Origin of the sequence: Arthrobacter sp. UYP6, from assembly GCF_040547315.1 — a bacterium.
Taxonomy (GTDB): Bacteria; Actinomycetota; Actinomycetes; order Actinomycetales; family Micrococcaceae; genus Arthrobacter_B.
The window spans coordinates 52,806-73,111 of sequence record NZ_JBEPPM010000004.1; the positions used below are offsets into that span (position 1 = coordinate 52,806).

The 20,306-nt window shown below is 67.0% G+C and carries 19 protein-coding genes and 1 pseudogene; 9 read left to right on the plus strand and 11 right to left on the minus strand.

Annotation, left to right across the window (positions count from 1 at the left end):
- Positions 1–13: 13 nt before the first annotated feature.
- The 5 genes from ABIB35_RS04555 to ABIB35_RS18715 form a co-directional block, all read right to left on the minus strand.
- Complete coding sequence (locus ABIB35_RS04555) at positions 14–289, minus strand: hypothetical protein (protein WP_354179293.1); 276 nt, start codon at positions 287–289, stop codon at positions 14–16.
- Positions 290–346: 57 nt separating this feature from the next.
- Complete coding sequence (locus tag ABIB35_RS04560) at positions 347–1,015, minus strand: response regulator transcription factor (RefSeq protein ID WP_354179294.1); 669 nt, start codon at positions 1,013–1,015, stop codon at positions 347–349.
- Between the two features lie 10 nt (positions 1,016–1,025).
- Positions 1,026–2,120, minus strand: coding sequence for an FUSC family protein (locus ABIB35_RS04565; protein WP_354179553.1), 1,095 nt, complete (start codon positions 2,118–2,120; stop codon positions 1,026–1,028).
- 133 nt (positions 2,121–2,253) lie between these two features.
- Positions 2,254–4,962: an ATP-dependent helicase HrpB gene (gene hrpB, locus ABIB35_RS04570; protein WP_354179555.1), complete on the minus strand. Its 2,709-nt coding sequence runs from the start codon at positions 4,960–4,962 to the stop codon at positions 2,254–2,256.
- Between the two features lie 154 nt (positions 4,963–5,116).
- Positions 5,117–6,118, minus strand: a complete 1,002-nt coding sequence (locus tag ABIB35_RS18715; protein WP_502915732.1) for an HNH endonuclease — start codon at positions 6,116–6,118, stop codon at positions 5,117–5,119.
- A 1-nt stretch (position 6,119) separates the two neighbouring features.
- Between ABIB35_RS18715 and ABIB35_RS18720 the strand changes: the two genes are divergently transcribed.
- The 5 genes from ABIB35_RS18720 to ABIB35_RS04595 all read left to right on the plus strand — a co-directional run bounded on the left by ABIB35_RS18720 (position 6,120) and on the right by ABIB35_RS04595 (position 9,483).
- The gene (locus ABIB35_RS18720) at positions 6,120–6,821 is read left to right on the plus strand and encodes a hypothetical protein (protein ID WP_502915734.1); all 702 of its coding nucleotides are present in this window, start codon (positions 6,120–6,122) and stop codon (positions 6,819–6,821) included.
- A 355-nt stretch (positions 6,822–7,176) separates the two neighbouring features.
- Entirely contained in the window at positions 7,177–7,629 is a 453-nt protein-coding gene (locus ABIB35_RS04580) for a hypothetical protein (RefSeq protein ID WP_354179296.1), read from the plus strand.
- A 38-nt stretch (positions 7,630–7,667) separates the two neighbouring features.
- Complete coding sequence (locus ABIB35_RS04585; RefSeq protein ID WP_354179297.1) at positions 7,668–8,231, plus strand: DUF4334 domain-containing protein; 564 nt, start codon at positions 7,668–7,670, stop codon at positions 8,229–8,231.
- 136 nt (positions 8,232–8,367) lie between these two features.
- The gene (locus ABIB35_RS04590; RefSeq protein ID WP_354179298.1) at positions 8,368–9,177 is read left to right on the plus strand and encodes a putative protein N(5)-glutamine methyltransferase; all 810 of its coding nucleotides are present in this window, start codon (positions 8,368–8,370) and stop codon (positions 9,175–9,177) included.
- Positions 9,178–9,216: 39 nt separating this feature from the next.
- A complete protein-coding gene (locus ABIB35_RS04595) occupies positions 9,217–9,483 on the plus strand; it encodes a hypothetical protein (RefSeq protein ID WP_354179299.1) in 267 nt (88 codons plus the stop codon).
- Here the strand turns inward: ABIB35_RS04595 and ABIB35_RS04600 are convergent.
- Together ABIB35_RS04600 and ABIB35_RS04605 are read right to left on the minus strand one after the other, a co-directional pair.
- The gene (locus ABIB35_RS04600) at positions 9,477–11,912 is read right to left on the minus strand and encodes an alpha/beta fold hydrolase (RefSeq protein WP_354179300.1); all 2,436 of its coding nucleotides are present in this window, start codon (positions 11,910–11,912) and stop codon (positions 9,477–9,479) included. The genes ABIB35_RS04595 and ABIB35_RS04600 overlap by 7 nt on opposite strands.
- A 188-nt stretch (positions 11,913–12,100) precedes the next feature.
- On the minus strand, positions 12,101–13,264 hold the full coding sequence (locus ABIB35_RS04605) for an alanine racemase (RefSeq protein WP_354179301.1): 1,164 nt from the start codon (positions 13,262–13,264) through the stop codon (positions 12,101–12,103).
- Between the two features lie 231 nt (positions 13,265–13,495).
- On the opposite strand from ABIB35_RS04605, the pseudogene ABIB35_RS18725 reads away from it, so the two are divergent.
- A pseudogene (locus ABIB35_RS18725) lies at positions 13,496–13,591 on the plus strand (hypothetical protein); the annotation flags it as partial.
- A 22-nt stretch (positions 13,592–13,613) separates the two neighbouring features.
- Here ABIB35_RS18725 and ABIB35_RS04615 read toward each other — a convergent pair.
- Together ABIB35_RS04615 and ABIB35_RS04620 are read right to left on the minus strand one after the other, a co-directional pair.
- A complete protein-coding gene (locus ABIB35_RS04615) occupies positions 13,614–13,922 on the minus strand; it encodes a hypothetical protein (RefSeq protein ID WP_354179571.1) in 309 nt (102 codons plus the stop codon).
- 269 nt (positions 13,923–14,191) lie between these two features.
- Complete coding sequence (locus ABIB35_RS04620; protein ID WP_354179302.1) at positions 14,192–15,127, minus strand: DMT family transporter; 936 nt, start codon at positions 15,125–15,127, stop codon at positions 14,192–14,194.
- Between ABIB35_RS04620 and ABIB35_RS04625 the strand changes: the two genes are divergently transcribed.
- From ABIB35_RS04625 to ABIB35_RS04635, 3 genes are read left to right on the plus strand one after another with little or no spacing between them, the layout of a single operon-like run.
- Positions 15,126–16,541, plus strand: a complete 1,416-nt coding sequence (locus tag ABIB35_RS04625; RefSeq protein WP_354179303.1) for an aminotransferase-like domain-containing protein — start codon at positions 15,126–15,128, stop codon at positions 16,539–16,541. The two genes, ABIB35_RS04620 and ABIB35_RS04625, sit on opposite strands and share 2 nt — an antisense overlap.
- A 32-nt stretch (positions 16,542–16,573) precedes the next feature.
- Positions 16,574–16,984 carry a VOC family protein gene (locus tag ABIB35_RS04630; RefSeq protein WP_354179304.1) on the plus strand — a complete coding sequence of 137 codons (411 nt, stop codon included), beginning with the start codon at positions 16,574–16,576 and terminating at the stop codon, positions 16,982–16,984.
- Positions 16,985–17,037: 53 nt separating this feature from the next.
- Positions 17,038–18,306, plus strand: coding sequence for a glycosyltransferase 87 family protein (locus ABIB35_RS04635; RefSeq protein ID WP_354179305.1), 1,269 nt, complete (start codon positions 17,038–17,040; stop codon positions 18,304–18,306).
- Here ABIB35_RS04635 and ABIB35_RS04640 read toward each other — a convergent pair.
- Positions 18,246–18,944 (minus strand): maleylpyruvate isomerase family mycothiol-dependent enzyme, encoded by a 699-nt coding sequence (locus ABIB35_RS04640; RefSeq protein WP_354179306.1) that lies wholly within the window; start codon positions 18,942–18,944, stop codon positions 18,246–18,248. The genes ABIB35_RS04635 and ABIB35_RS04640 overlap by 61 nt on opposite strands.
- 147 nt (positions 18,945–19,091) lie before the next feature.
- Entirely contained in the window at positions 19,092–20,222 is a 1,131-nt protein-coding gene (locus ABIB35_RS04645) for a serine hydrolase domain-containing protein (protein WP_354179307.1), read from the minus strand.
- Positions 20,223–20,306: the final 84 nt, after the last annotated feature.

Genomic DNA, 20,306 nt, shown 5'->3' on the forward strand with positions numbered 1-20,306 from the left:
GTGAGCGGCCTCCTCATCCAGTGGAATGCATGTTGCGCGACACCGCCAGCCGGCCGTCGTCATACACGGCCAGAAAAACATCCAGGGGTGCTTCCCGCGGAGAATCGATCTGCACCTCCGCGGCCATGGTCTGATCGGCCGCCTCACGGTTTTGGGTGGAGACCAATCCGTAGACAAGGATGCCGGCCAGACCCAGCAGCACCACGGTCAGCGCCGTGAACTGTACGGCCAGGCGCAGCGCCGCCCGCCGCAGCTCGGTTTCCTCCGGACTGCGGGTCATGCGCGTCATCGGCCGCCGCATCCTCATGCGCCGTAACGTCATGACCATACCGTCATATCCGCACCCTCATGTCCGCACCCCCAGCCGGTAGCCGACGCCGCGCACAGTGAGCACCGCTTCCCTATCCAGTTTTCGCCGGAGGTAATGCACATACGTGTCCACCACGCCGTCGTCGTCCGCTTCGGGAAAGACCGCGTCCAGCAGGTCCGCCCGGGGAAAAACCTGGCCGGGCCGCCGCGCGAGGTGTTCCAGCAGTGCACCCTCCCGGTCCGAGAGCACCACCACTTCCCCACTGTCGGTGGTGACGGTTCGCCCAGTGGTGTCCAGGGTGCCGCCGGGCACGGGCAGCACCGGCACCCGGGTGATGTTCCGGCGCTGCAGCGCCCGCAGCCGCGCCAGCAGCTCGTCAACGTCAAAGGGCTTTGCCAGGTAATCTTCAGCGCCGCGGTTCAGCCCCTCCACCCGGTCCGCAGGATTGCCCAGTGCGGAGAGGATCAGGGCCGGTGTCAGCACCCCGCGGCTGCGGAGCCGGGCCAGCACATCCAGGCCCTCGATGGCAGGCAGCCCGCGGTCCAGCAGCAGCACGTCGAAGGGATGGGTCAGACCCTCGTGCAGTGCGCGCTGCCCGTCAAAGGCCAGCGTCACCAGATATCCCTCCGACTTCAGGAGGTCCGCCAGCATCCGGGCCAGCCGGCGGTCATCTTCCACGACGAGGATCCGGGGTCGGTCCGTCATGGAAGAAAGTCTATTCGCCGGGCTGCCGGAGGGTCCGGCGTTTGCGCCGGTTTGGGCTTCGACGGGCGTTAATAGCCGCGGCGCCGGCGGTTGGGACAGGCGGCCCGGCCGGCTTCCGCTGCGTGGTGAGCAACACAACGACGACGGCGACCACCGCACCGATGGTGGTTTCCACCGCCCGATCCACAGTCAGGTCCCACACCGGCTGGTGGGACGCAAAGTCGGTCATCAGCAGTGCCACCGGTGTCAGGAAGACCATGGCCAGCGCGTAGTGCCGGATCACGTACACCTCGCCGGCGAACTGCAGCGCGGTGAGCAGAACGGCCAGCTGCACCGCAGACCACTCCGGCTGCAGCAGCAGCCCTGAGAGCAGTACTCCCGCATAGGTTCCCAGGATGAAATGGATTGCCCGCAGTGGTGCCCGGGCTGCATCGGCGGCGGCAATCGGAGCGCAAGCTGCCAGCATGGCCCAGTAGCTGTGTCCGGGTCCCACCAGCACGGCCAGGGATCCTGCCGCGGCCACGGCGGTGATGTATCTGCCCGAGTGCTGCAGGATGGCGCTCCAGTTCGGCGCCGGCACCGGTGTTCGGGGAAGCACCGGGGTGTGTCGCCGCGCATGTGCCCGGCCGGCAATCCCGAGGAGGACCGCAGTCAGTGCGCTGCCGGCTGCAACTAGGGCGGCTTCGCCCACGGTGCCGGAGAAAGGGGCGGCGGCGGTTGCTGTGAAGGCGAAAATATAGGTGAACGGTCCGGCGGGACGCACGCGCAGGTAGTCGGCGGCAACGGATATGGCTCCGGCGATCACTGTGGCGGCCGCAACGACTTCCCAGGGGCCGCCACCGGTCAGGGAGAGGGAAACTCCGGCAACCACGGTCAGGCACATCAGCGCACCGGACTGGCTTTGATGCCGGAGCCGGCGCCAGTGCGGTTCGCTGCGGCCAAAGACTCCGGTCAGGGAGCCGAAGACGGCGCACATGGTCAGATCGGTGTGGCCAATCAGAATCAGGACCAGCAGCGGAATCAGCAGGCCGGCGGCAACCCGGACGGCGGGAAAGCGGTGGCCGCGGCCGGCCGGAACCGACAGAAAATCACGGAGGTGGAGCATCACGGTCTAGCCGGCCTTTCACTGCGGCCAAAGAGACGGATCGCCGCCCTACCAGCCTATGAGCGCGCGTTGCTATCCCAGCGCAGCCACCCACGTGATCCGTATCCCAGCGGATATCGCGTGCCCGCAGCCGCTACATCCGGGCCTTTGTCTTGGCTGTTGCCTTGGCCGACCAGGGATCTTCAGGCCAGGGGTGTTTGGGGTATCGGCCCCGCATCTGGGCCCTCACCTGCAGGTAGGGTCCGGCCCAGAAGGACGCCAGGTCATCCGTCACAGCCAGTGGCTGGCGGGCCGGCGAGAGTAGATGGAACAGCACGGGGACCCTGCCCTGGATTACCCGCGGGGTTTCCGCCCAGCCGAAACACTCCTGCAGTTTGACCGCCACCACCGGCCTGCCGCCGTCGTCGCCGGGTTCCGGATACGCGATCCGGACGTTGGAGCCGCTGGGAACGGTGAGGCGTTCCGGTGCGAGTTCCGCCAGGCGTGAGGCCTCCGGCCAGGGCAGCAGGCGGCGCAGCGGCTCGGTGAGGTCCACGCTGTTCACCGAGGCACCCGCTGCAAGGGACGAAAGCTCAGGTGCCAGCCAGTCGTCCAGCCGGGCCAGCAGTGCCGGCTCGGAAACATCCGGCCACGGCTCCCCCAGCTCCCGGCGGATCAAGGCCATGCGGCGGCGCAGGGCCTCCGCGGCCGGAGAGAAGCCAATGATGCCGAGTCCTTCCTGCATCAGGGCCCGGGCCACCGCCGCCCGACCATCCGCCGCCGACGGCCGGACCGGTGTGGTGGAAAGCACAATGGCGCCCAGACGGCGCTCACGTCTGGCGGTGACACGGCCGGACACAAAACGCGCCTCAACCGTGTCGATGAGCAGATGATGTGCTGCCGCTTCCGCCGTGTCTTGGCTCAGCGGCGCCGCCGAGCGGATCACGGCTCCGGTGCCGGCGGTGTCACGGCCCTGAGCGCGGGTCACTTCGGCGACCGCTAGCCATTCATGTCCGGTCAGAGGGCTTCCCGATGGCAACCCGGCACGGGTTCCGGAGGAGAGCAGATAACGTTCGGGTCCCTCTCCGGATACGCGGCGGGCAATGCGGTCCGGAAAGGCCAGTCCGACCACGAATCCGACGGCATCAGCGCCAGTAACGTCAGCTGGATCTTTACGGCGGGCCGGTCCTTCACGGCCTGCCGGTCCTTCACGGCCTGCCGGTCCTTCACGGCGGGCGATGCCCTGCATGCGCCGCACGTCCTCGATCCAGCGCCGCTCCCCGGGATCCCGTCCCGACCTCAGGGCAGCCAGGAGCCGGATGAGGTCGGCACCGGGAGCGCGGTGATCGCCCGCCACCAGTGCTACGGCTTCTGCCGCGGTACGGGCTCCAACAACACGTGATCCGTCCAGCAGCGCCCGGGCCAGGCGGGGATCGGCGGGGATCCGGGCCAAGGTCTTGCCCGTGGAGGTCACGGCCCCGGAGGTATCCACGGCACCGAGATCCCGCAGCACGGCCTGGGCATCTTCCATGGCTGCTTGCGGAGGTGCATCGGGCAGCGCCAGCCCCTCACCTCCCGGGGAGCCCCAGCAGGCCAGGACCAATGCTGCGGCGGTCAGGTCCGCCACCGAGATCTCCGGCGTCTGGTGCGCAGGAGCTGCTCCAAACGTCCGCTCGTCGTAGCAGCGGACCACGCGTCCGGGCCCCTGCCTGGCGGCACGTCCGGCCCGCTGTTCGGCGGAGGCCCGGGAGCAGGAGACGGTCACCAGGCCGGACATTCCGCGTGCCGCATCCCGGCGCGGTTCCCGCGCCAATCCGGAGTCAATGACCAGCCGGACCCCCGGGACGGTCAAGGAGGATTCGGCCAGGCTCGTGGAGACGATGATGCGGGGCTTGTCCCCGGGGGCGCGACCGGAAACAGCGCGGTCCTGTTCCCGCGGATCGATCTGCCCGTGCAACTCCAGCACCTCGGTTCCGGCCCCGGCGCGGCCGCGAATACGGGATGCAACGCTGGAGACTTCCCAGGCGCCGGGGACAAAGACCAGGGCGTCGGCCTGCGGATTTTCGGCCAGCAGTTCTGCGTGAGCTGCTGCGGCGGTGTCGGCAACATGGTCGAGGAAGCTGCGGGTTACGCCGCGCTCGTCCAGGCGCAGGGAGGGCGCGGGCTGCCAGCGGGTTTCCAGTGGGTAGAGGGCTGAGGGGCACCCGACTACGGGAACCGGATCCTCGCCGTCGTTCCCGATCAGCGCGGCAAACCGCGGTGCGTCCAGCGTGGCGGACATTGCCACCAGGCTCAGATCATCGCGCAGCTGCCGCACCTCGGTGAGCATACCCAACAGCAGATCTGTTTCCAGGCCGCGTTCGTGCACTTCGTCAAGAACGACGGCGGCCATCCCTTCCAGCCCCGGATCGGACAGCAGCCGGCGCAGCAGGATGCCGGGGGTGACGAATTCGATGACGGTCTCCGGACCGGCGTGGCTTTCACCGCGTACGGTGTAGCCGATCCGGGCACCGACCCCGCTGCCGTCGAGCGCTGCGAGGCGTCGGGCTGCCGAGCGAGCCGCCACCCGGCGCGGCTGCGTCACGACGATTCTGGGCAGTTTTCCGGTGGCGGGTTCCTGGACTGGTAAACCTTGGATTTTGGCTTCCGGGGCTGCGGGCGGTTGTCGGGCTTCCTGCTGTGCGGCCAACAGATTGGCGAGCATCGGCGGCACGAGCGTGGTTTTACCGGTTCCCGGCGGCGCCTGGACAACCGCCGCATTCGTTCCGTGCGTTCCGTTCCTTGGGTCCAATGCCGTAAATAGATCCGGCAGCGCCTCGGCAAAGACCAGTCCTGCTCCAATGTGCTGAAGGTCGAAGGGCATCTGCGGGAGGACGTCCGGGTTGCCGGGTGCATGCGATGTGCTCACGTCCCTATTGTCCCGTGTCCCGGCCCGAGTGCTGACTCCCGTATTGGTGTCTGTCTTCCGGCCCCGGTGCAGGCGATGGTTGGCGGCCTGGTCCCTGGTTTGTGCGCCTTCATTCCAGAGCCAGCGGAGACGGGGCGGTTGATCGGTAGACATGTCCTGTGGGTGTGGTGGTCGCTACCGTATGCCTGCCTTCCGGCGCCTGGGATGGCCTGGTACTCCAGCCCCGTGCTTCCTTGGCCTGATTACAGGCCTCGCACAACCCCTGAATATTCTCCGCCGACGTCCGACCACCCTCCCGAAACGGAACAACATGGTCATAATGCCGGATCGGAGCCCCACACCAGGGCATCCGGCACACCCGGTCCCGAGCCGCAATAAACCGGGCCAAACCCCGCGGCACCAACCGCGCCCGAGAGTCCATCGCCGCCAACTGCCCCGACCCCGGAACCACATACAACCGCCGCAACCACACCTGCGTGCGCGGATCCGGCCGCACCGGCGGCGAACCCCAGGCATTCCCCCACCCAGACCCTGATGTGCTGGTCCCGCCGCCGCCAGAGGGTGCAGTGCCGCCAGAAGGTTCAGCGCCGCCATTGGTGCCATCAGAACCACCGGGTTCAGTAACACCATCGGTGGCACGAGTCTCAACAGCCGGATCATTTCCCGCACCGATACTGCCGCGGACCAAATCCCGGGCCCACTGAGCCGGAACCATCCCGTACCCCAACAGCACCGCAGGCTCCGAACCCTCAGGAACAAAACCCCCTGCGCCGCCACCCGCAGCCTTCGCGCCGCCGCCGGCAGCATCAACACTGTCTGCACCACCTGCACCATCAGCGCTGTCAGCACCAGCTCCAGTAGTCGGGCCATCACCCGCCAGGTCCGGCAACACCCCGGCCAGCAAAGCCCGATCCGTCATCACCAACTGCACCTGCACCCTCACATCCTCAGCCCGCGCCTGCCCCGTCACCCGCTCCACCAACGTATCGGCCATCACCTGACCTCGACTCCGCACATCCCCCGCAGCCCGCAACCGATCAGCCTCCCGCGACAACGCCGCGAACACCCCCACACCCTGAACCACCGGCAACAACCCCGTCAGATACGTCATCGTGTCCGGCGCCGGCCGACACGACACATACCGCTCCGACACCGCCCTCGCCGCACGATTCACCACCGCCTGCGGATCCAACCCATACGAGAAAGCCCTGATCCGGGCCACCAACGCCCGGTCCCCCAACGCCTCCAACTCGGTGAGATTCCCCGCCACCACCTCATCCACCCGCACCCGGTCCGCCAGCGACAGACACGCAGTCTCCCGAACCAGCAACGTTGCCCGCCACTCACTAATCACCCCGGCACTCAAAGCCCGCAACGTGCACGGCATCTCCGTGGTCAGCACCTTCGCCAACCCCAACAACCTCTTACCCCGATGCGGTGACTCCCGACGCGCCAACCCAATCTGCGCCCCCACCCCGCGCCCCAGCTGCTGCCCGGCAACCCCCGCCCGGGCCTGCGCCCGAGACGTAGAAGCATCAAACGCCGCAGCAGCACACGCCTGCGCCGCCGCCACCGCACACTTCAGCTCCTCCAACAACCGAATCTCATCAATCAACCGCACCCGCTCCGCAGCCTCCAAAGCATCCAAAGCCTTCAAAGCCCCCGCAGTCTCCAAAGCGTCCGACCCGCTGCGGGTTTCCGGCGACCTGTATCGGCGAGCGCTATCCGCCATCCGGCCTCGCAGCGCAGGCCCCTGCGGAACACCAGTGGTTTCAACCACGGGAACTCCGTCATCAATTGCCCGCAAGGAGTAGTACATGTGTTCTATTCTAAGTTTTTGTGCCCGCCAGACTAAGGTTTTGGGTTACTGGACTTTTCCAGGGAATTACCTGTTTTCTACGCTTCTGCGCCTGTCAGGGCGACAAATCTTCTGTGCCCACCCTGAGTCCGGCCGCTTCCCTCATAAGAGAGGTGCCGTTGACCAGGCCATCACGGAAAGTAGGCTGAGCGAGACCGGCCGACTCCCACGCGTACTCTTCCCTGAATAATCGCGTACTGTTCCCTGCATAGTGAAGTCAGATCGCAGGGTTGCATAGGAAGACCAGTGACCGCTGGTGACCTCTCCATGGAGACAAGGGGCTTGTCATGACGCCATCGGGGCGGGGAAGTATGAAACAGCGCCGGATACTGGGAGGCTCGGTTACTGCGGCTTTTCTTGCGGCGGGGGTGATCACGGGCTGCGGCAGCCAGAATGCACCGGAGGACGGCGGCTTAGCCTCGTTTGGGTCCCTTGAAGAGGCCTATACGGCGGTGGATAAGGTGCTCGGTTGTGAAGCCGATCCAATCGGTGACCCCATTGTTCCGATGGACGGAGGACAACTCACCTCAGAGCAAAGACTCTGCGCGGACCATGTGCAGGTTGATCTTTATCCGGATGAGAACGCCCAGCAAAAAAGCTATGAAATCTGGCGGAATTCCGACCAAGGAGAAGTACGCCTGGTCCGCGGCACTAACTGGATGGTTGTAGACCTAACCGATGTGGCGACGGAAGACCAGACTCAATGGGACCTCGAAGGCTTAGCGAAAGAACTAAACGGAGAGTACACGCAAGCCGGTTCGTAGCGTAGTAAATGTTCTTAGCGTTGTAAATGGAGCACCAGATGGCACAAGAGGAAGCCCCGGCGGCAGCCCGGCTGCGCGTTCTCAGCACCGGCACCACTGCGGCGCAGGCCCTGGCTTTTTTTGATGCCCTTCCACCGGTACGCGTCGAAGAACTCCCAGGGTCGTGGCACGGCTCCGAAGTGCCGACCGGTCACCCGTTGGACGGACTCTTGAGCACCCTGGGCTGGCACGGAAAGACGTTCGACGGCCCCGACGGCGCACACCCGCTGGTCTTCAATGGCAGGGAGGATCAGCTCTTCGAGGTGAATCCGTGGTTTGTTCCGCTGCAGACTGCGCTGAGGCTTGGCCCCCTGCTGCGGAAACCAGTCACAGGCCGCATCATCCGCCCCTTACTGCGGCTGGTGAGCACCACACAGCCAAAAGCGCGGGTCCGCATGATGGAATACCGCGGCGTAGTGACCGCCACCATGATCTACGACGCCCAACCCATTAATGATGCGTTCCGCCGGATCGACAAAAACACGCTCCTCGGCGCCATGGACATGCGCGGACCGTACCCGCCCTTTATGTTCTCGCTGCATGGCAGTGCAGACCGCGGCTAGTCCAGAATGGCGGCTAATCCAGAATGACGGCTAATCCAGAATGACGGCTGGTCCAGAATGGAGGCTGGTCCATAGTCTCGGCTGGTCATGGGCTTAGGCATTGCCCTTCCCCGGGTCGATCAGCAACAGTGAACGGGTGCATGGGAACATCACCGAAGAATCGTTGACGGTTAGGCTTCGTGCTGCGGGCTGCGTATTCGCCGAAGAGGAGGCCCGCCTCCTGCTTGCTGAAGCCGGTAGCCCGGACATCCTGGAGCACATGGTTTTCCAGCGCACCACAGGACTTCCGCTGGAACAGATTCTTGGCTGGGCCGAGTTCTACGGCCTGCGGATATCTGTCTCCCCCGGAGTCTTCATCCCGCGGCGGCGTACCGAGCTCCTGGCAGAGCATGCCCTTGTGCTGATCTCCCAGCTGACCAGCCCGGTGGTCGTCGAGCTGTGCGCCGGCTCCGGAGCAGTCAGTGCAGCCCTCGCCGCACACAGAGAACTTCCTCTGGAGGCCTACGCCGTTGAGCTCCAGCCTGCCGCCGTTGAATGTGCACGCCTCAACCTGACCGGCCGGGCAACGGTTCTTGAAGGTGATCTGTTCCTGGCACTGCCGGACACCCTTCGCGGCCGGATCGACGTCGTCGTCGCCAACGCCCCCTATGTTCCCACCGCCCAGCTGGGAACCATGCCGCCGGAAGCACGGGATTATGAACCAGCACTGACGCTCGACGGCGGTGCCGACGGCCTGGACGTGCTCCGCCGGATCATCGTCGAAGCACCGCGCTGGCTGCGGCCGGGCGGTTCGGTGCTGGTGGAGTGCAGCAGGTACCAGGCAGAAACTGTGGGTTTGCTCATGGCAATCCGGGGACTGCATCCGGAAACCCTCAGCCGGGAAGATCCGGAGGCAACCATCGTGGTGGGCCAGCGGGCGGTTGGTACGGCAGCGGCTCAAGAATAGGGAAGACTGGAACCTCATCATCTCTAAAGGCGGAAACACTTGATCTCTCTTCAGCAGGACACCGACGGCTTTGTTCGCATGGACCGGCACCTTCCCCAGTCGGCCTCCGTCAGCATCAGCTTCACCAACGGAACCACCGAAGTCATCACCGGCGCGCAGATGAACAAGGCGTACGACGACGCCCTGGCAGATTTCCGCGCCAAGAACCATTTGGATGCCAAGGGATTCACCCGGATCGCCAAGAAGCGGGTCCTGGACAACAACAAGATCAACTTTGTTCCGGTTTCCCCCGGAATGGGTCAGTAGACCGGCTCGGAAGAATCAGCCTTCCTGCCTGATGCCAGCTGCCCGGTCATGAGCCGCAGCAGTTCCGGCACCACGGCGGGGTGGAAGTAGTGGCCCATGCCCGGAACCGTCACATGGCGCGAACCGGGGATGGCGGCCGCGGTTGCCGTTCCCCCGCTGGGATGCACAATCGGATCCCGGTCTCCGTGGATGACCAGTGTGGGAACCCTGATGCCGGCCAGCTCGCCGGTACGGTCGGCGGACGCGTTGATGGCGCCAAGCTGCCGTGAACGTGCCCTGCCGCCGTCCGGATAGGCACCGCGGTCCCAGGCCAGGCCGGCCTGTTCGGCCTCAAACCCGGGATCCGCGGGATGGGTCTTACCCGAAAGGTGCCGCATCATCCCCACCCGTGAACGGATGAACTCCTCACGGGTCCGCGGCGGCCGGGCGGCAAATCTGCGCTTGGTGGACAGGGCGGCGGCACCGGCGTTCCGGGCTCCGGTCGTGGAGATCATGGAGGTCAGGGTCAAAACCCGGTCCGGATGGTGAGCGGCAACGGCCTGGGCAATCATGCCGCCCAGGGACATCCCCGCCACGTGTGCGCGAGCCAGGTTCAGGTGGTCCAGGAGCCCGACGACGTCGTCGGCCATGTCTTCGACGCGGTAGGCGCCGGGCACCGGCCGGGCCAGGGCCTGATGCAGCAAACTCGGTGTGGGGGTGCTCATGCGGCCGGAACGGCCGGCGTCCCGGTTGTCCAGACGAATAACCCGGTAGCCGGCGGCGGCCAGCCCGTCGACAAAGGCCGCGGGCCAGCAGGTCAGGTCCATGCCCAGCCCGGCGATCAGGACCACCGGCTCGCCGTCGTCGGGCCCGTCGCTGCGGTAGCAGAGGCGAAGCCCCGTCTCCAGGGTGACAAACCGGTCCTCTCCCGATCCGTCAACATCCTTGGGGTTGGTGAACCGCAGATGCTCATCCAGCAGAGCACCCTTTTGCAGGCCACTGCGGTCCGCCAGGAAGTTCATGGTCATGAGCCAGGGCGCCTGGGTTCCCTGCCGCGGCAACTCGGCCAGACTGCGCTGGACGTACCCGGCGCCGAAATCCAGCAGTGGCCGGGTGGCCATGCCCACCGGGGCAACAGGCACGGCCGCGCTCAGCCCGAGCTGGTCCATATGGCTCAGCAGCCGGGAGAACCACTGTGTCAGCAGCCCGATCTTAAGTGTCCAGGACGCGTTGGTGTAGCCGATGGCGAAGGCCAGGTTCGGGATGCCGCTGAGCATCACGCCGCGGTAAGCCACATGTTCGGGCAGGCTCACCGGCACGCCGTCGAGCCGCAGTTCCATGCCGCCCAGGACCTGGACGGTGAACCCGGTGGCGGTCACCACGACGTCGGCCGCCACCTCCTCGCCGGACGCCAGTCGGATGCCGCGTTCGGTAAACCCGGCGGCCCGCCCGGTGACCATGGTGGCCGTCCCGCGGCGCAGCGCAGTAAAGAAATCGCCGTCCGGTACCGCGCAGAGCCGCTGGTCCCAGGGCCGGTACGGCGGATTCAGATGCGTGTCCAGGTCAAAACCCGCCGGCACCGCCCGGGACTGGATGCTGCGGATGAGCCTGCGGGCCAGATTTGGCCAGCGCTGGCAGAAGGACCAGATGGCCCGCTGCCGGCGGGCGCTGACTTCGGCCATGATGCGTCCGGTCCGTTCGGGACCGATGACGCCGCGCAGCCGCCCGGCCAGCGGATCCCTTGCTGGGATGGGCAGGATATAGGTGGGGGTGCGCTGGATCATTGTCACCTGAGCGCCGCGGTCTGCGAGCGCCGGGACGAGGGTGACCGCGGTGGCTCCGCTGCCGATCACCGCTATTCGTTTCCCCATAACGTCCAGGTCTTCAGGCCAGTGCTGCGGATGCACAATCGGCCCGGTGAAGAATTCCTGCCAGGGCAGCTCAGGCGTGTAGCCCTTGTCATAGCGGTAATACCCTGCCGCGTTAAAGAGCCAGCCTGCCGTGAGGTGCAGGATCTCCCCTGTTCCCACCGGTTCGGCGGGGGCGCCGTCCGGACCGGGTTCCGGGGAGCGGGTGCGCTCCACACTCACCCTCCAGTGCGAGTCCGGGGTGGACCAGTCCGCCGCAATGACGCGGTGGTGGTAGCGGATCAAGGCATCCACGCCGTACTCCGCGGCCGTATCTTTCAGGTAGTTCAGGATGCTCGGGCCGTCTGCAATGGCTTTCTCCTCCCGCCACGGCCGGAAGTCATAGCCGAAGGTGTAGAGGTCGGAGTCCGAGCGGACCCCCGGATAGCGGAAAAGATCCCAGGTGCCGCCGGCGCGGCCGCGGGTCTCCAGCAGGGCAATGGACCGGCCGGGATGGTCCTGAAGCAACCGGCACGCAGCGCCGATCCCGCTGAGGCCCGCACCGATGATCAGCACGTCCAGGTGTTCCGCGTGCGTTTCCATGACTCCCCGTTTCACTGTCCTGCTTTCGCCCCCGGCACGCCCTTGTGCCGAGCTGTTCCCGAACTTTGCCTGAGCCTATCGGCTCCCTCCGACGTTAGCGGATCCGACCGCCGTCGCACCCGGTACCCGTTCTAAAAGTCAGGGCAGCAGGCCCGTCCGGAACCGACGGCGGCGTGCCGGTCCCGTGATTAGTTCATCCCGCGCGCATCCACGGCCCACGTCTGCGGCGCTGCCGAGCCGCTTGCAGCACCGGACCCGCCGGATCCGCCGGCAAGCACATAATGATCGTGCAGATTGACGGCGTTGCAGGCGTGGTTGGGCACCACCAGGATCCGGCTGCCGAGGGGCGGCAGCGGACCGGGCATTTCCACCGTGGCGTGATGCTCCGAGGCTGCCGTGATCCGCGCCTCGGGATACTCCAGCAGCCGCCCGTGTCCGGTGGCCCAGGCCGGGCGATCGGCACCCACGGTCTTGGTTCCGGCATCCAGGACCATCCGGCCGGCAGGCTTTGACACCACGGTGCCCACCACAGTGAGCGCAATGTCCTCGACGGTGCAGGCGCCCAGTTCCAGCTGCTGCGCGTCGTTGAACACATAGACGCCGGGCCGGATATCGGTCAGCGCCTTCCGGGCATAGGCGACAGACGGGCTGGATCCTCCGCTGACCACCGGTGCCGTGATTCCGGCACTATTCAGTCCGGCCACCGCTTCGGTGACCGCCCGGGCTTCGTCGTCGGCCGCACTGTCTCTACCTCCGGGAGCGTAGCTATGGCCGGGAAAGGTGAAGACGCCGGCAACCCGCAGGCCCAGGCTTTGGGCATGCGCGGCCAGATCTCCGGCGGCCTCGGGCGGGCAGCCGCTGCGGTGGTGGCCGGAATCCACTTCGATCATCACCTCTGCGGGGAGGTCAAAACGGGCCAGCTGTTCGGCAGCGCCCGGGGAGTCCAGCCCGATCCGCAGCTTTGCCCGCCGGGCCACAGCCAGAAGACGCTTCGCCCGTGCCGGCGTCATCCACAGCGGATAGGCAATGAAGATCCCCGGGGCCCCGGCGGCGGCGAAGACTTCCGCCTCTCCCACAGTTGCCACGGTTAGCCCGGCTGCACCGGCCGCCAGCTGTCGGCGGCCAATATCGGCCGATTTGTGCGTCTTGGCGTGTGGCCAGAGGCCCAGTCCCCGGGTCTGGGCAGACACCGCCATGGCCCGGATGTTCGCTTCCATGATGGTGGATTCCAACCGCAGGTAGGGGGCGTCCAGATCCGGCTTCCTCCGCCCATTTCCGCGGCCCTCACTTCCGCGGCCAGCCCCCGTGCGCGCCGGCACCGTGTCAGTACTGCCCTGGTCCTTAGCGTTCATCTCGTCTATTCAACACCACCAGATACTCAACACCACCAGGGTCGGTCGCTTCATGTTCAGCCCTCCCGCGTGCGAAGAGACGCCCCTACCGTGGAGGAATGGAGAACTGCACCGTTTTCGCCTCGAGTCCCGGTCTGGCCTGACGTGCTTGGCTCTGAGCTGGTGGTCATCCTGGGCGCAGCCGTACTGCTCTGCGCACTGGCCGCGCGCAGGTGGGGGTTGCCGGTCCCGGTGCTCCTCCTGGCGTGCGGGATCCTGCTTGGCCTGTTTCCTGCCCTGGCACAGGTGGAGCTGCCGCCCGAGGCGGTGCTGTTCCTGTTCCTGCCGGTCCTGCTGTACTGGGAGAGCATCAGCACCTCCCAACGGGAAATCCGCAGCACTCGGAAATGTCAGCCAGGAACCAGTTTCCTCCGTCAAGAAAGTAAACCCACTTGTCCTCCTCCGGCGAGCCGGCTGAGGCCAACAGCAGGCGCACATCGGCCCGTTCCTGGTCGGACCCGGACCAGAAGAGGGCAACGCTGCCGGTACACATCCGCATTTCCCCCGTGGATGCACCGTTAGGCAGGTACACGGTGGGGGCTTCCGGCGGAAACTCGTCACAGTGCGCGGCGTCATCCACGGCCTGATACGCGTCCTCCAGCGATGCGAAGTCAGACAAGTGCGGATCCGCTGTGCCGGATGCCGCAGGCCGGGATCCTGCATCAGCCGGCCGGGATGAGCCGCACCCGGCCAGCAGCAGGGCGGCTAGGCAGCACAAGCCGACGGATAAAACGCGCAAACGCAACAACCGCCCCATGAATGACCAGGCCCTTCAGTTCAGCGGCGTGCGTTCCCTTGGTTGACGAGGGCGGGTCACGAGGGCGGGCACGGCACGCAGCGATTGACGTGATCCTGACATAGGTGAAGTCCCGGAGCCAGCTCCCGGCATCAGCCGGCGGGCCGCCGCCGCACCCGAACCGACGCTCCTGCACAGACAATGACCGCGGCACCGCCCAGGACCGTGGTCCACCCAAGCTGTTCGTTCAGGAGCAGCGCCGCCGCGCAGATGGTGAGCACCGGTTGGACCAGCTGCACCTGGCTCACCCGCGCCATGGGGCCGATAGCGAGTCCTCGGTACCAGGCGAAGAACCCCAGGAACATGCTCACCACGCCAAGGTAGCCCAGTGCTGCCCATTCGCCGGCCGTGCCCGACGGCGGCTGCCGGAGTGCCGCGGCGGCGGTCAGCGCGATCATCAGCGGTGAAGCGAGAACCAGCGCCCAGGACACCGTCTGCCAGGCACCCAGCTCCCGGGCCAGCAGCCCGCCTTCGGCATACCCGGCGGCTGCCGCCAGCACGGCCCCGAAGAGCAGCAGGTCCGCGAGCTGGAGTCCACCCAGCCCTCCCCCGCTCGCCGCGGCAAATACCATGACGGCCGCAGCCCCCGCAGCTGCCGTGAGCCAAAAGGACACCGGCGGACGCTCACGCCCGCGCAGTACGGCTGCCACCGCGGTGGCAGCCGGCAGCAGACCGACCACGACGGCGCCGTGGCTGGCCGGAGTGCTGGTGAGTGCAAAGGACGTCAGCAGCGGAAAGCCAACCACCACGCCGCCGGCAACAACCACCAGACGCATCCACTGCCTGCCGCGCGGTAGGCGCTGTTTCGTGAGGACCAGTGACAGTGCGGCAAGGGCTGCGGCGATGACCGCCCGCGCGGAGCCGATGAACAGCGGGGACATTCCGCCGTCCCCGCCGTCGCCTACGGCAATGCGGGTCAGCGGCAGGGTGAAGGAGAAGGCGAGGACGCCCAGCAGGCCCCAGCCCAGGCCGGCCCGGGTGGATAGCAGTGGTGGTTTCGGAAGAGTAGCGCTACTATGCTGTGACATGTCTCACGATAGCAGTAGTGCTCGGATCGTTACAGACCTCCGCATCTGGATGACGAGCGCGGCCCCCGGCGCGATGCTTCCCTCCACGCGCTCGCTGGTGGCACAGTACGGCGCCAGCCCGGTGACAGTGCAGCAGGCGCTGCGCACTCTGGCTGCGCAGGGGATGATCGAAAGCCGCCCGGGGGTGGGAACCTTTGTCCGCGCCGTCCGGCTGGCACGGCCTAACGATTACGGCTGGCAGACCGCCGCCCTCGGCGCTCCGCCGGCCCGCGTTCCGCAGCTCTCCGCCGCCCTGCGGACCGCGGCCAATGACGTCATTGCCCTGCACTCGGGCTATCCGGACCGCGAGCTGCTGCCCGAACGCCTGGTCCGCACTGCATTCACCCGCGCCGCCCGCAGCAGCGCCGCGGTTCACCGCTCTCCGGCGGCCGGTCTGCCGGAGCTGCAGGCCTGGTTCGCCGCCGAACTGGAAGCGGCCGCACCGGCCGGGGTCGCTCCCCCGGCGCCCAGCGACGTCGTCGTTCTTCCCGGCAGCCAGAGCGGGCTGAGTTCCGTGTTCCGCGCACTGGTGGGCGCCGGTCGGCCGCTGCTGATGGAATCGCCCACATATTGGGGTGCCATCCTCGCGGCAGCGCAGGCCGGCGTGGAGGTTGTGCCCATTCCCAGCAGTGTCAACGGTCCCGATCCCGCCGATCTGGTCCGTGCCTTTGAGCAGACCGGCGCCCGTGCCTTCTACGCCCAGCCCACCTTCGCCAACCCCACCGGCATCCAGTGGTCCGCCGCCGCTGCGGGCACAGTGCTCGACGTCGTCCGCCGGTTCGGCGCGTTCCTGATCGAGGACGACTGGGCCCATGATTTTGGCATCACCGCCGATGCCGGCCCACTGGCCGCCCGCGACGACAGCGGGCACGTGGTGTACCTGCGGTCACTGACCAAGAGTGTCTCGCCTGCGGTCCGGGTCGCCGGCATTGTGGCCCGCGGCCCGGCGCGCGAACGGATCCTCGCGGACACCCAGGCGCAGTCCATGTATGTCAGCGGCATGCTGCAGGCGGTGGCGCTCGACGTCGTCACACAACCAGCGTGGGCCACCCACCTGCGCGGACTGCGCCGGCAGCTGGCCGTGCGCCGGGATCTGCTCGCCGCCGCACTGCGCGAGCACGTGCCCGACGCGCATCTGGCGGCGCTGCCCAGGGGTGGACTGAACCTGTGGGTCCGGCTGCCGGACGCCACCGATCTGGACCGGCTGGTACTGGACTGCGAGCGCGACGGCGTGGTGGTGGCCGCCGGGGATGAATGGTTCCCCGCCGAACCCACGGCACCGCACCTGCGCCTGAACTACTCCGGACCGAATCCCGGCGCCTTTCCGGAGGGTGCACGCATCATCGGTGCGGCCCTGGCGCGGCAGCAGGGGTAGCAGCGGCCCGGGCACCGGCCTAGGGTTCGGGTATGACTATTTCCCTTCAATACGCCAATGTCACTGTCAGCGACGTCGACCAGTCGCTCGGGTTTTACACGGACGGTCTTGGCCTTCAGATCACCAACGACGTTTCCTCCGGCGGCTTCCGCTGGGTCACCCTCGGAACCGACGCCCAGCCCGGGCTGGGCATCGTCCTCTCGGTCCCCCATGCCGGCCGGTCTGACTCTGAGGGGGCGCTGCTGGCCGACCTCATGGCCAAGGGCACGCTGCCCATGCTGGTGTTCCGCTCCGACGACGTCGATGCCACCTTTGCGGCGGTTCGCGCCACGGGTGCCGAGGTCCTTCAGGAGCCCACGGACCAGGCCTGGGGCCCGTGCGACTGCGCTTTCCGCGATCCGTCGGGCAACACCGTACGGATTGCCCAGGCGCCTGCGGAGTAGCCGGCTGCGGGCTGTAAATAGTGGGCTACGCCCTGTCCCCTAAACTTGCAGGCATGGCTTTATCGACGCCGGCTCACGGCACCCGCACCCGCACCCGCACCCGCACCACGATCCTCTGGCTGATCCTTGGCCTGCCGGCGGCGCTTGTGCTGGTGGTGTTCGGCGCCCAGATCCACGGCCTCGATTTCAGCGTCTACCGCGAGGGTGCACTGGCGTTCCTGGGAAAGAGCGAGCACCAGCTCTATGACCCGAGCCTGGTGGAAACTGATACCCGCGGGCTCCCGTTCACGTATCCGCCGTTTGCCGCACTGCTCCTGGCTCCCTTTGCCTTCCTTCCCGAAACCGCCGGACTGGTACTGCTTACTGCAACCTCCTGCGCCTGCCTAGTGGCGACTGCTGTCCTGGTGTCCCGCTATCTGCAGCTCAATGAGGCCGTCCCTGCGCGGGTCCGGGCTGCGCTGGGTGGTCCCGCCGGCGTGACAGTCCTGGCCACCGTCCTGATTGGTGTGCTGGGCCCCTGGCGTGAAGGGCTGGGGTTCGGCCAGATCAACCCGATGCTCATGCTGCTGATCGTCGCTGACCTGCTTCGCCCCGCCGGGCGGGTGCCCCGCGGTGTGCTGATCGGGCTGGCCGCCGGCATTAAGCTCACCCCGCTGGCCTTCGGGCTGATCTTCCTGGTGCGCCGGGATTGGCGGGCAATTATCACCATGGGACTCACCTTCGCGGCCACCGTGGCGGCCGGTTGGCTGGCCTCCCCCGGGCAGTCCCGCACCTTCTGGTTTGATGCGCTCTCCGATTCCAGCCGCGTGGGCGACACCACCGATATGTACAACGTGTCATTGAACTCGCTGATCGCGCATCTGGGCACGCCCGAGTTCCTGCAGCGCCCGCTCTGGCTGCTGGCGTGCGCCGCCGTCGTCGTGCTGGGGTTCCTGGCCATCCGGCGCGCTGATCAGCGTGGGGACATTGTGGCTGCGATCAGCGCCAACGCCGTGGTCATGCTGGCGATCTCCCCGATCTCCTGGTTCCATCACTGGGTGTGGATTGCGCTGATCCTGCCGGCGCTGTGGATCTCAGTACGACGACGTCGGGCGGGGCTGCGGGCAGCAGGCGCCGCTTTGGCGGCGGTGCTGGTGCTGGTGTTCATGCTCTCCTCCATCACCATCACCATGACCCTCACCGGTGAGGTGAGCGGCCATGGCCCGGCCGCCCTGGAGCTGTTCACCAGCCTGGGTGTCATCCTTCCGGTCCTGGCCCTGGCCTACTGGGCCACGGATCCGGCGCCGGGCGTCCGCTCGGAAGGGTTGAACGGGATTCGCTGAACGCGGGACCGCAGCGTTGACGCACCGGGTCCGGCGAGCTGATCCAGATACGCGGCACGGCCGGCGATGCTCATGACCAGAGCCAGAAGCGGTCCGGTGACCAGCAGCCCGTAGCCGGTGGTGAAGGAGCTGTCAGTGGCGCGGAGCTGAAGCCCGTCAGCGTATGTTTGGCTGGGAACGGTGAAGTTGTGGGAGGCATAGAATTCCGCCACCGGAACCAGCGCTTCGGAACTGGGAGTGCGGGGCAGCCCCAGGGGCTGGCGGATGTCCTGGGCGTGTACCAGCACTTCCCCCAGATAGGCCGCCGTGTGCGCTGAGGGTGCGGTGGTGCTGTCGATGACCGCCCGGAACTGCTGCAGTGTTTGCGCCGGGGTGTCACCCAGATACTCGTCGAGCCGGCGCTGGTTGTGGACGTCGGCACGGAACCGGGCGCCAATCATGCTGCGCAGCCACTGCCGCTGATTCAGGCTGGCCGCTGCCGTGAGGTGTGCCAGGACCTGTTCAACCGTCCAGTCACCACACAAGGTGCTGTGCTGCCACTGTTCGTCGGTGAGGTTGGCGAGGTCCTCCGCAAGCCTGGCCCGCTCGGCGCGGGCCAGGGCCCACAAATCTCCGTCAGTGTTCTTCCCTGTAGCCATGGTTTCACTTTCACGAGACGATCCTGGGTTTTACGCTACTCCCGGCCGGCTGCCGCCACCACGGTATTTCTAGCAAAGGTCCCGCACCGGCAACAGGGGTCGGCACCAAAACCGCCCGGTAATGTGGCAAACCCCGGAGCCGGGTTTTCACGCGCGGGTGCTGTCCCGGAGGGCTCCGAAGGGTTCCCAGAAAAAGTCAAAGTTATCCCGCGGTCCGCTCATGAAGCGCTGGGTGAAGACCACGCCAATGTCGCCGTTGGGATACACGGCTGCGCAGACTCCCGACCCGCCGGACCAGCCCCACATGCCCGCTTCGGACCACGACGGCCCCACGCCCACCTGCACTGCGGTCATGAAGCCCCAGGACTCATCGGGACCGGCCATCTCGATCATTCCGGCTCGTTGCGGGCCGGTCAGCTGGTCGGAGGTCATCTGCGCGCGGAGGCCGGCCGGGAGCACCGTGTCATCGGCCAGTGCTGTCAGGAAGGCCAGATAGTCCGGAACCGTGGACACCAGGCCGCCGGCCAGCGACTCGAAAACCGGCGGTGCGGCGAAGGCGTCCCGGTAGGACACCGCTTCGCGCAGCCCTCCGTCGGCAGCCTCATATACGGCGGGGAACTGCTCCCTGCCGGTGGGAAACCCGGTGCGGGTCAGCCCGAACGGCACGGCGATGCGCTCGTGGACGAGCTGATTCAGCGGGGTGAGCGCAACGGCCGGGAGGAGGACGGAGAGCACGTCCGCCGACGAGTGGTACATCCACCGCTCCCCCGGCTGGTGCGCCAGCGGCAGCCGGGCCACCTGCGCCACATACTCTTCGGAGGTCAGCGCCGGCGGATTGGGCCCCCACAAAAGTTCCCGACTGGCCGCAGCGTACGGGGTATCCGCGAAGTCGATGCCAAGCCCGGAGGTAAAGGTGAGCAGGTGGCGGACGGTTATGGGGCTCCGCGCCGGTACGGTCACCGAGAGCGGCGCATCGGGGGTGGCCAGGACACGCGGGGCCGCCAGCGCCGGAAGCCAGCGGGCGACGTCGTCCTCTAGTTCCAGCATGCCGTCAGCCAGCAGGGAAAGGGCCAGCGCCCCGCCCAGAAGTTTACTCAGTGAGGAAATGCGGAACGGCGTGTCAGCAGTCATGGGTGCCGAGGCGGCTGTGTCCAGCGAACCGGTGGCGAAGACCTCGGTTTTGCCATTGAGCCGAACGCCCGCCACCAGTCCCGGGCATCGGCCCGCTTGGACGGTCTCGGTCAGTGCGTCCCACAGCGGTGCGGTTCCTGCTGGCATGGGTCCACTGTCCGGCACCGGGCGCGGCGCGTCAACGCCCCGCGGCACCGGTCTCTGCGGCTGAGCCGGGTTCACCCGGCCAGG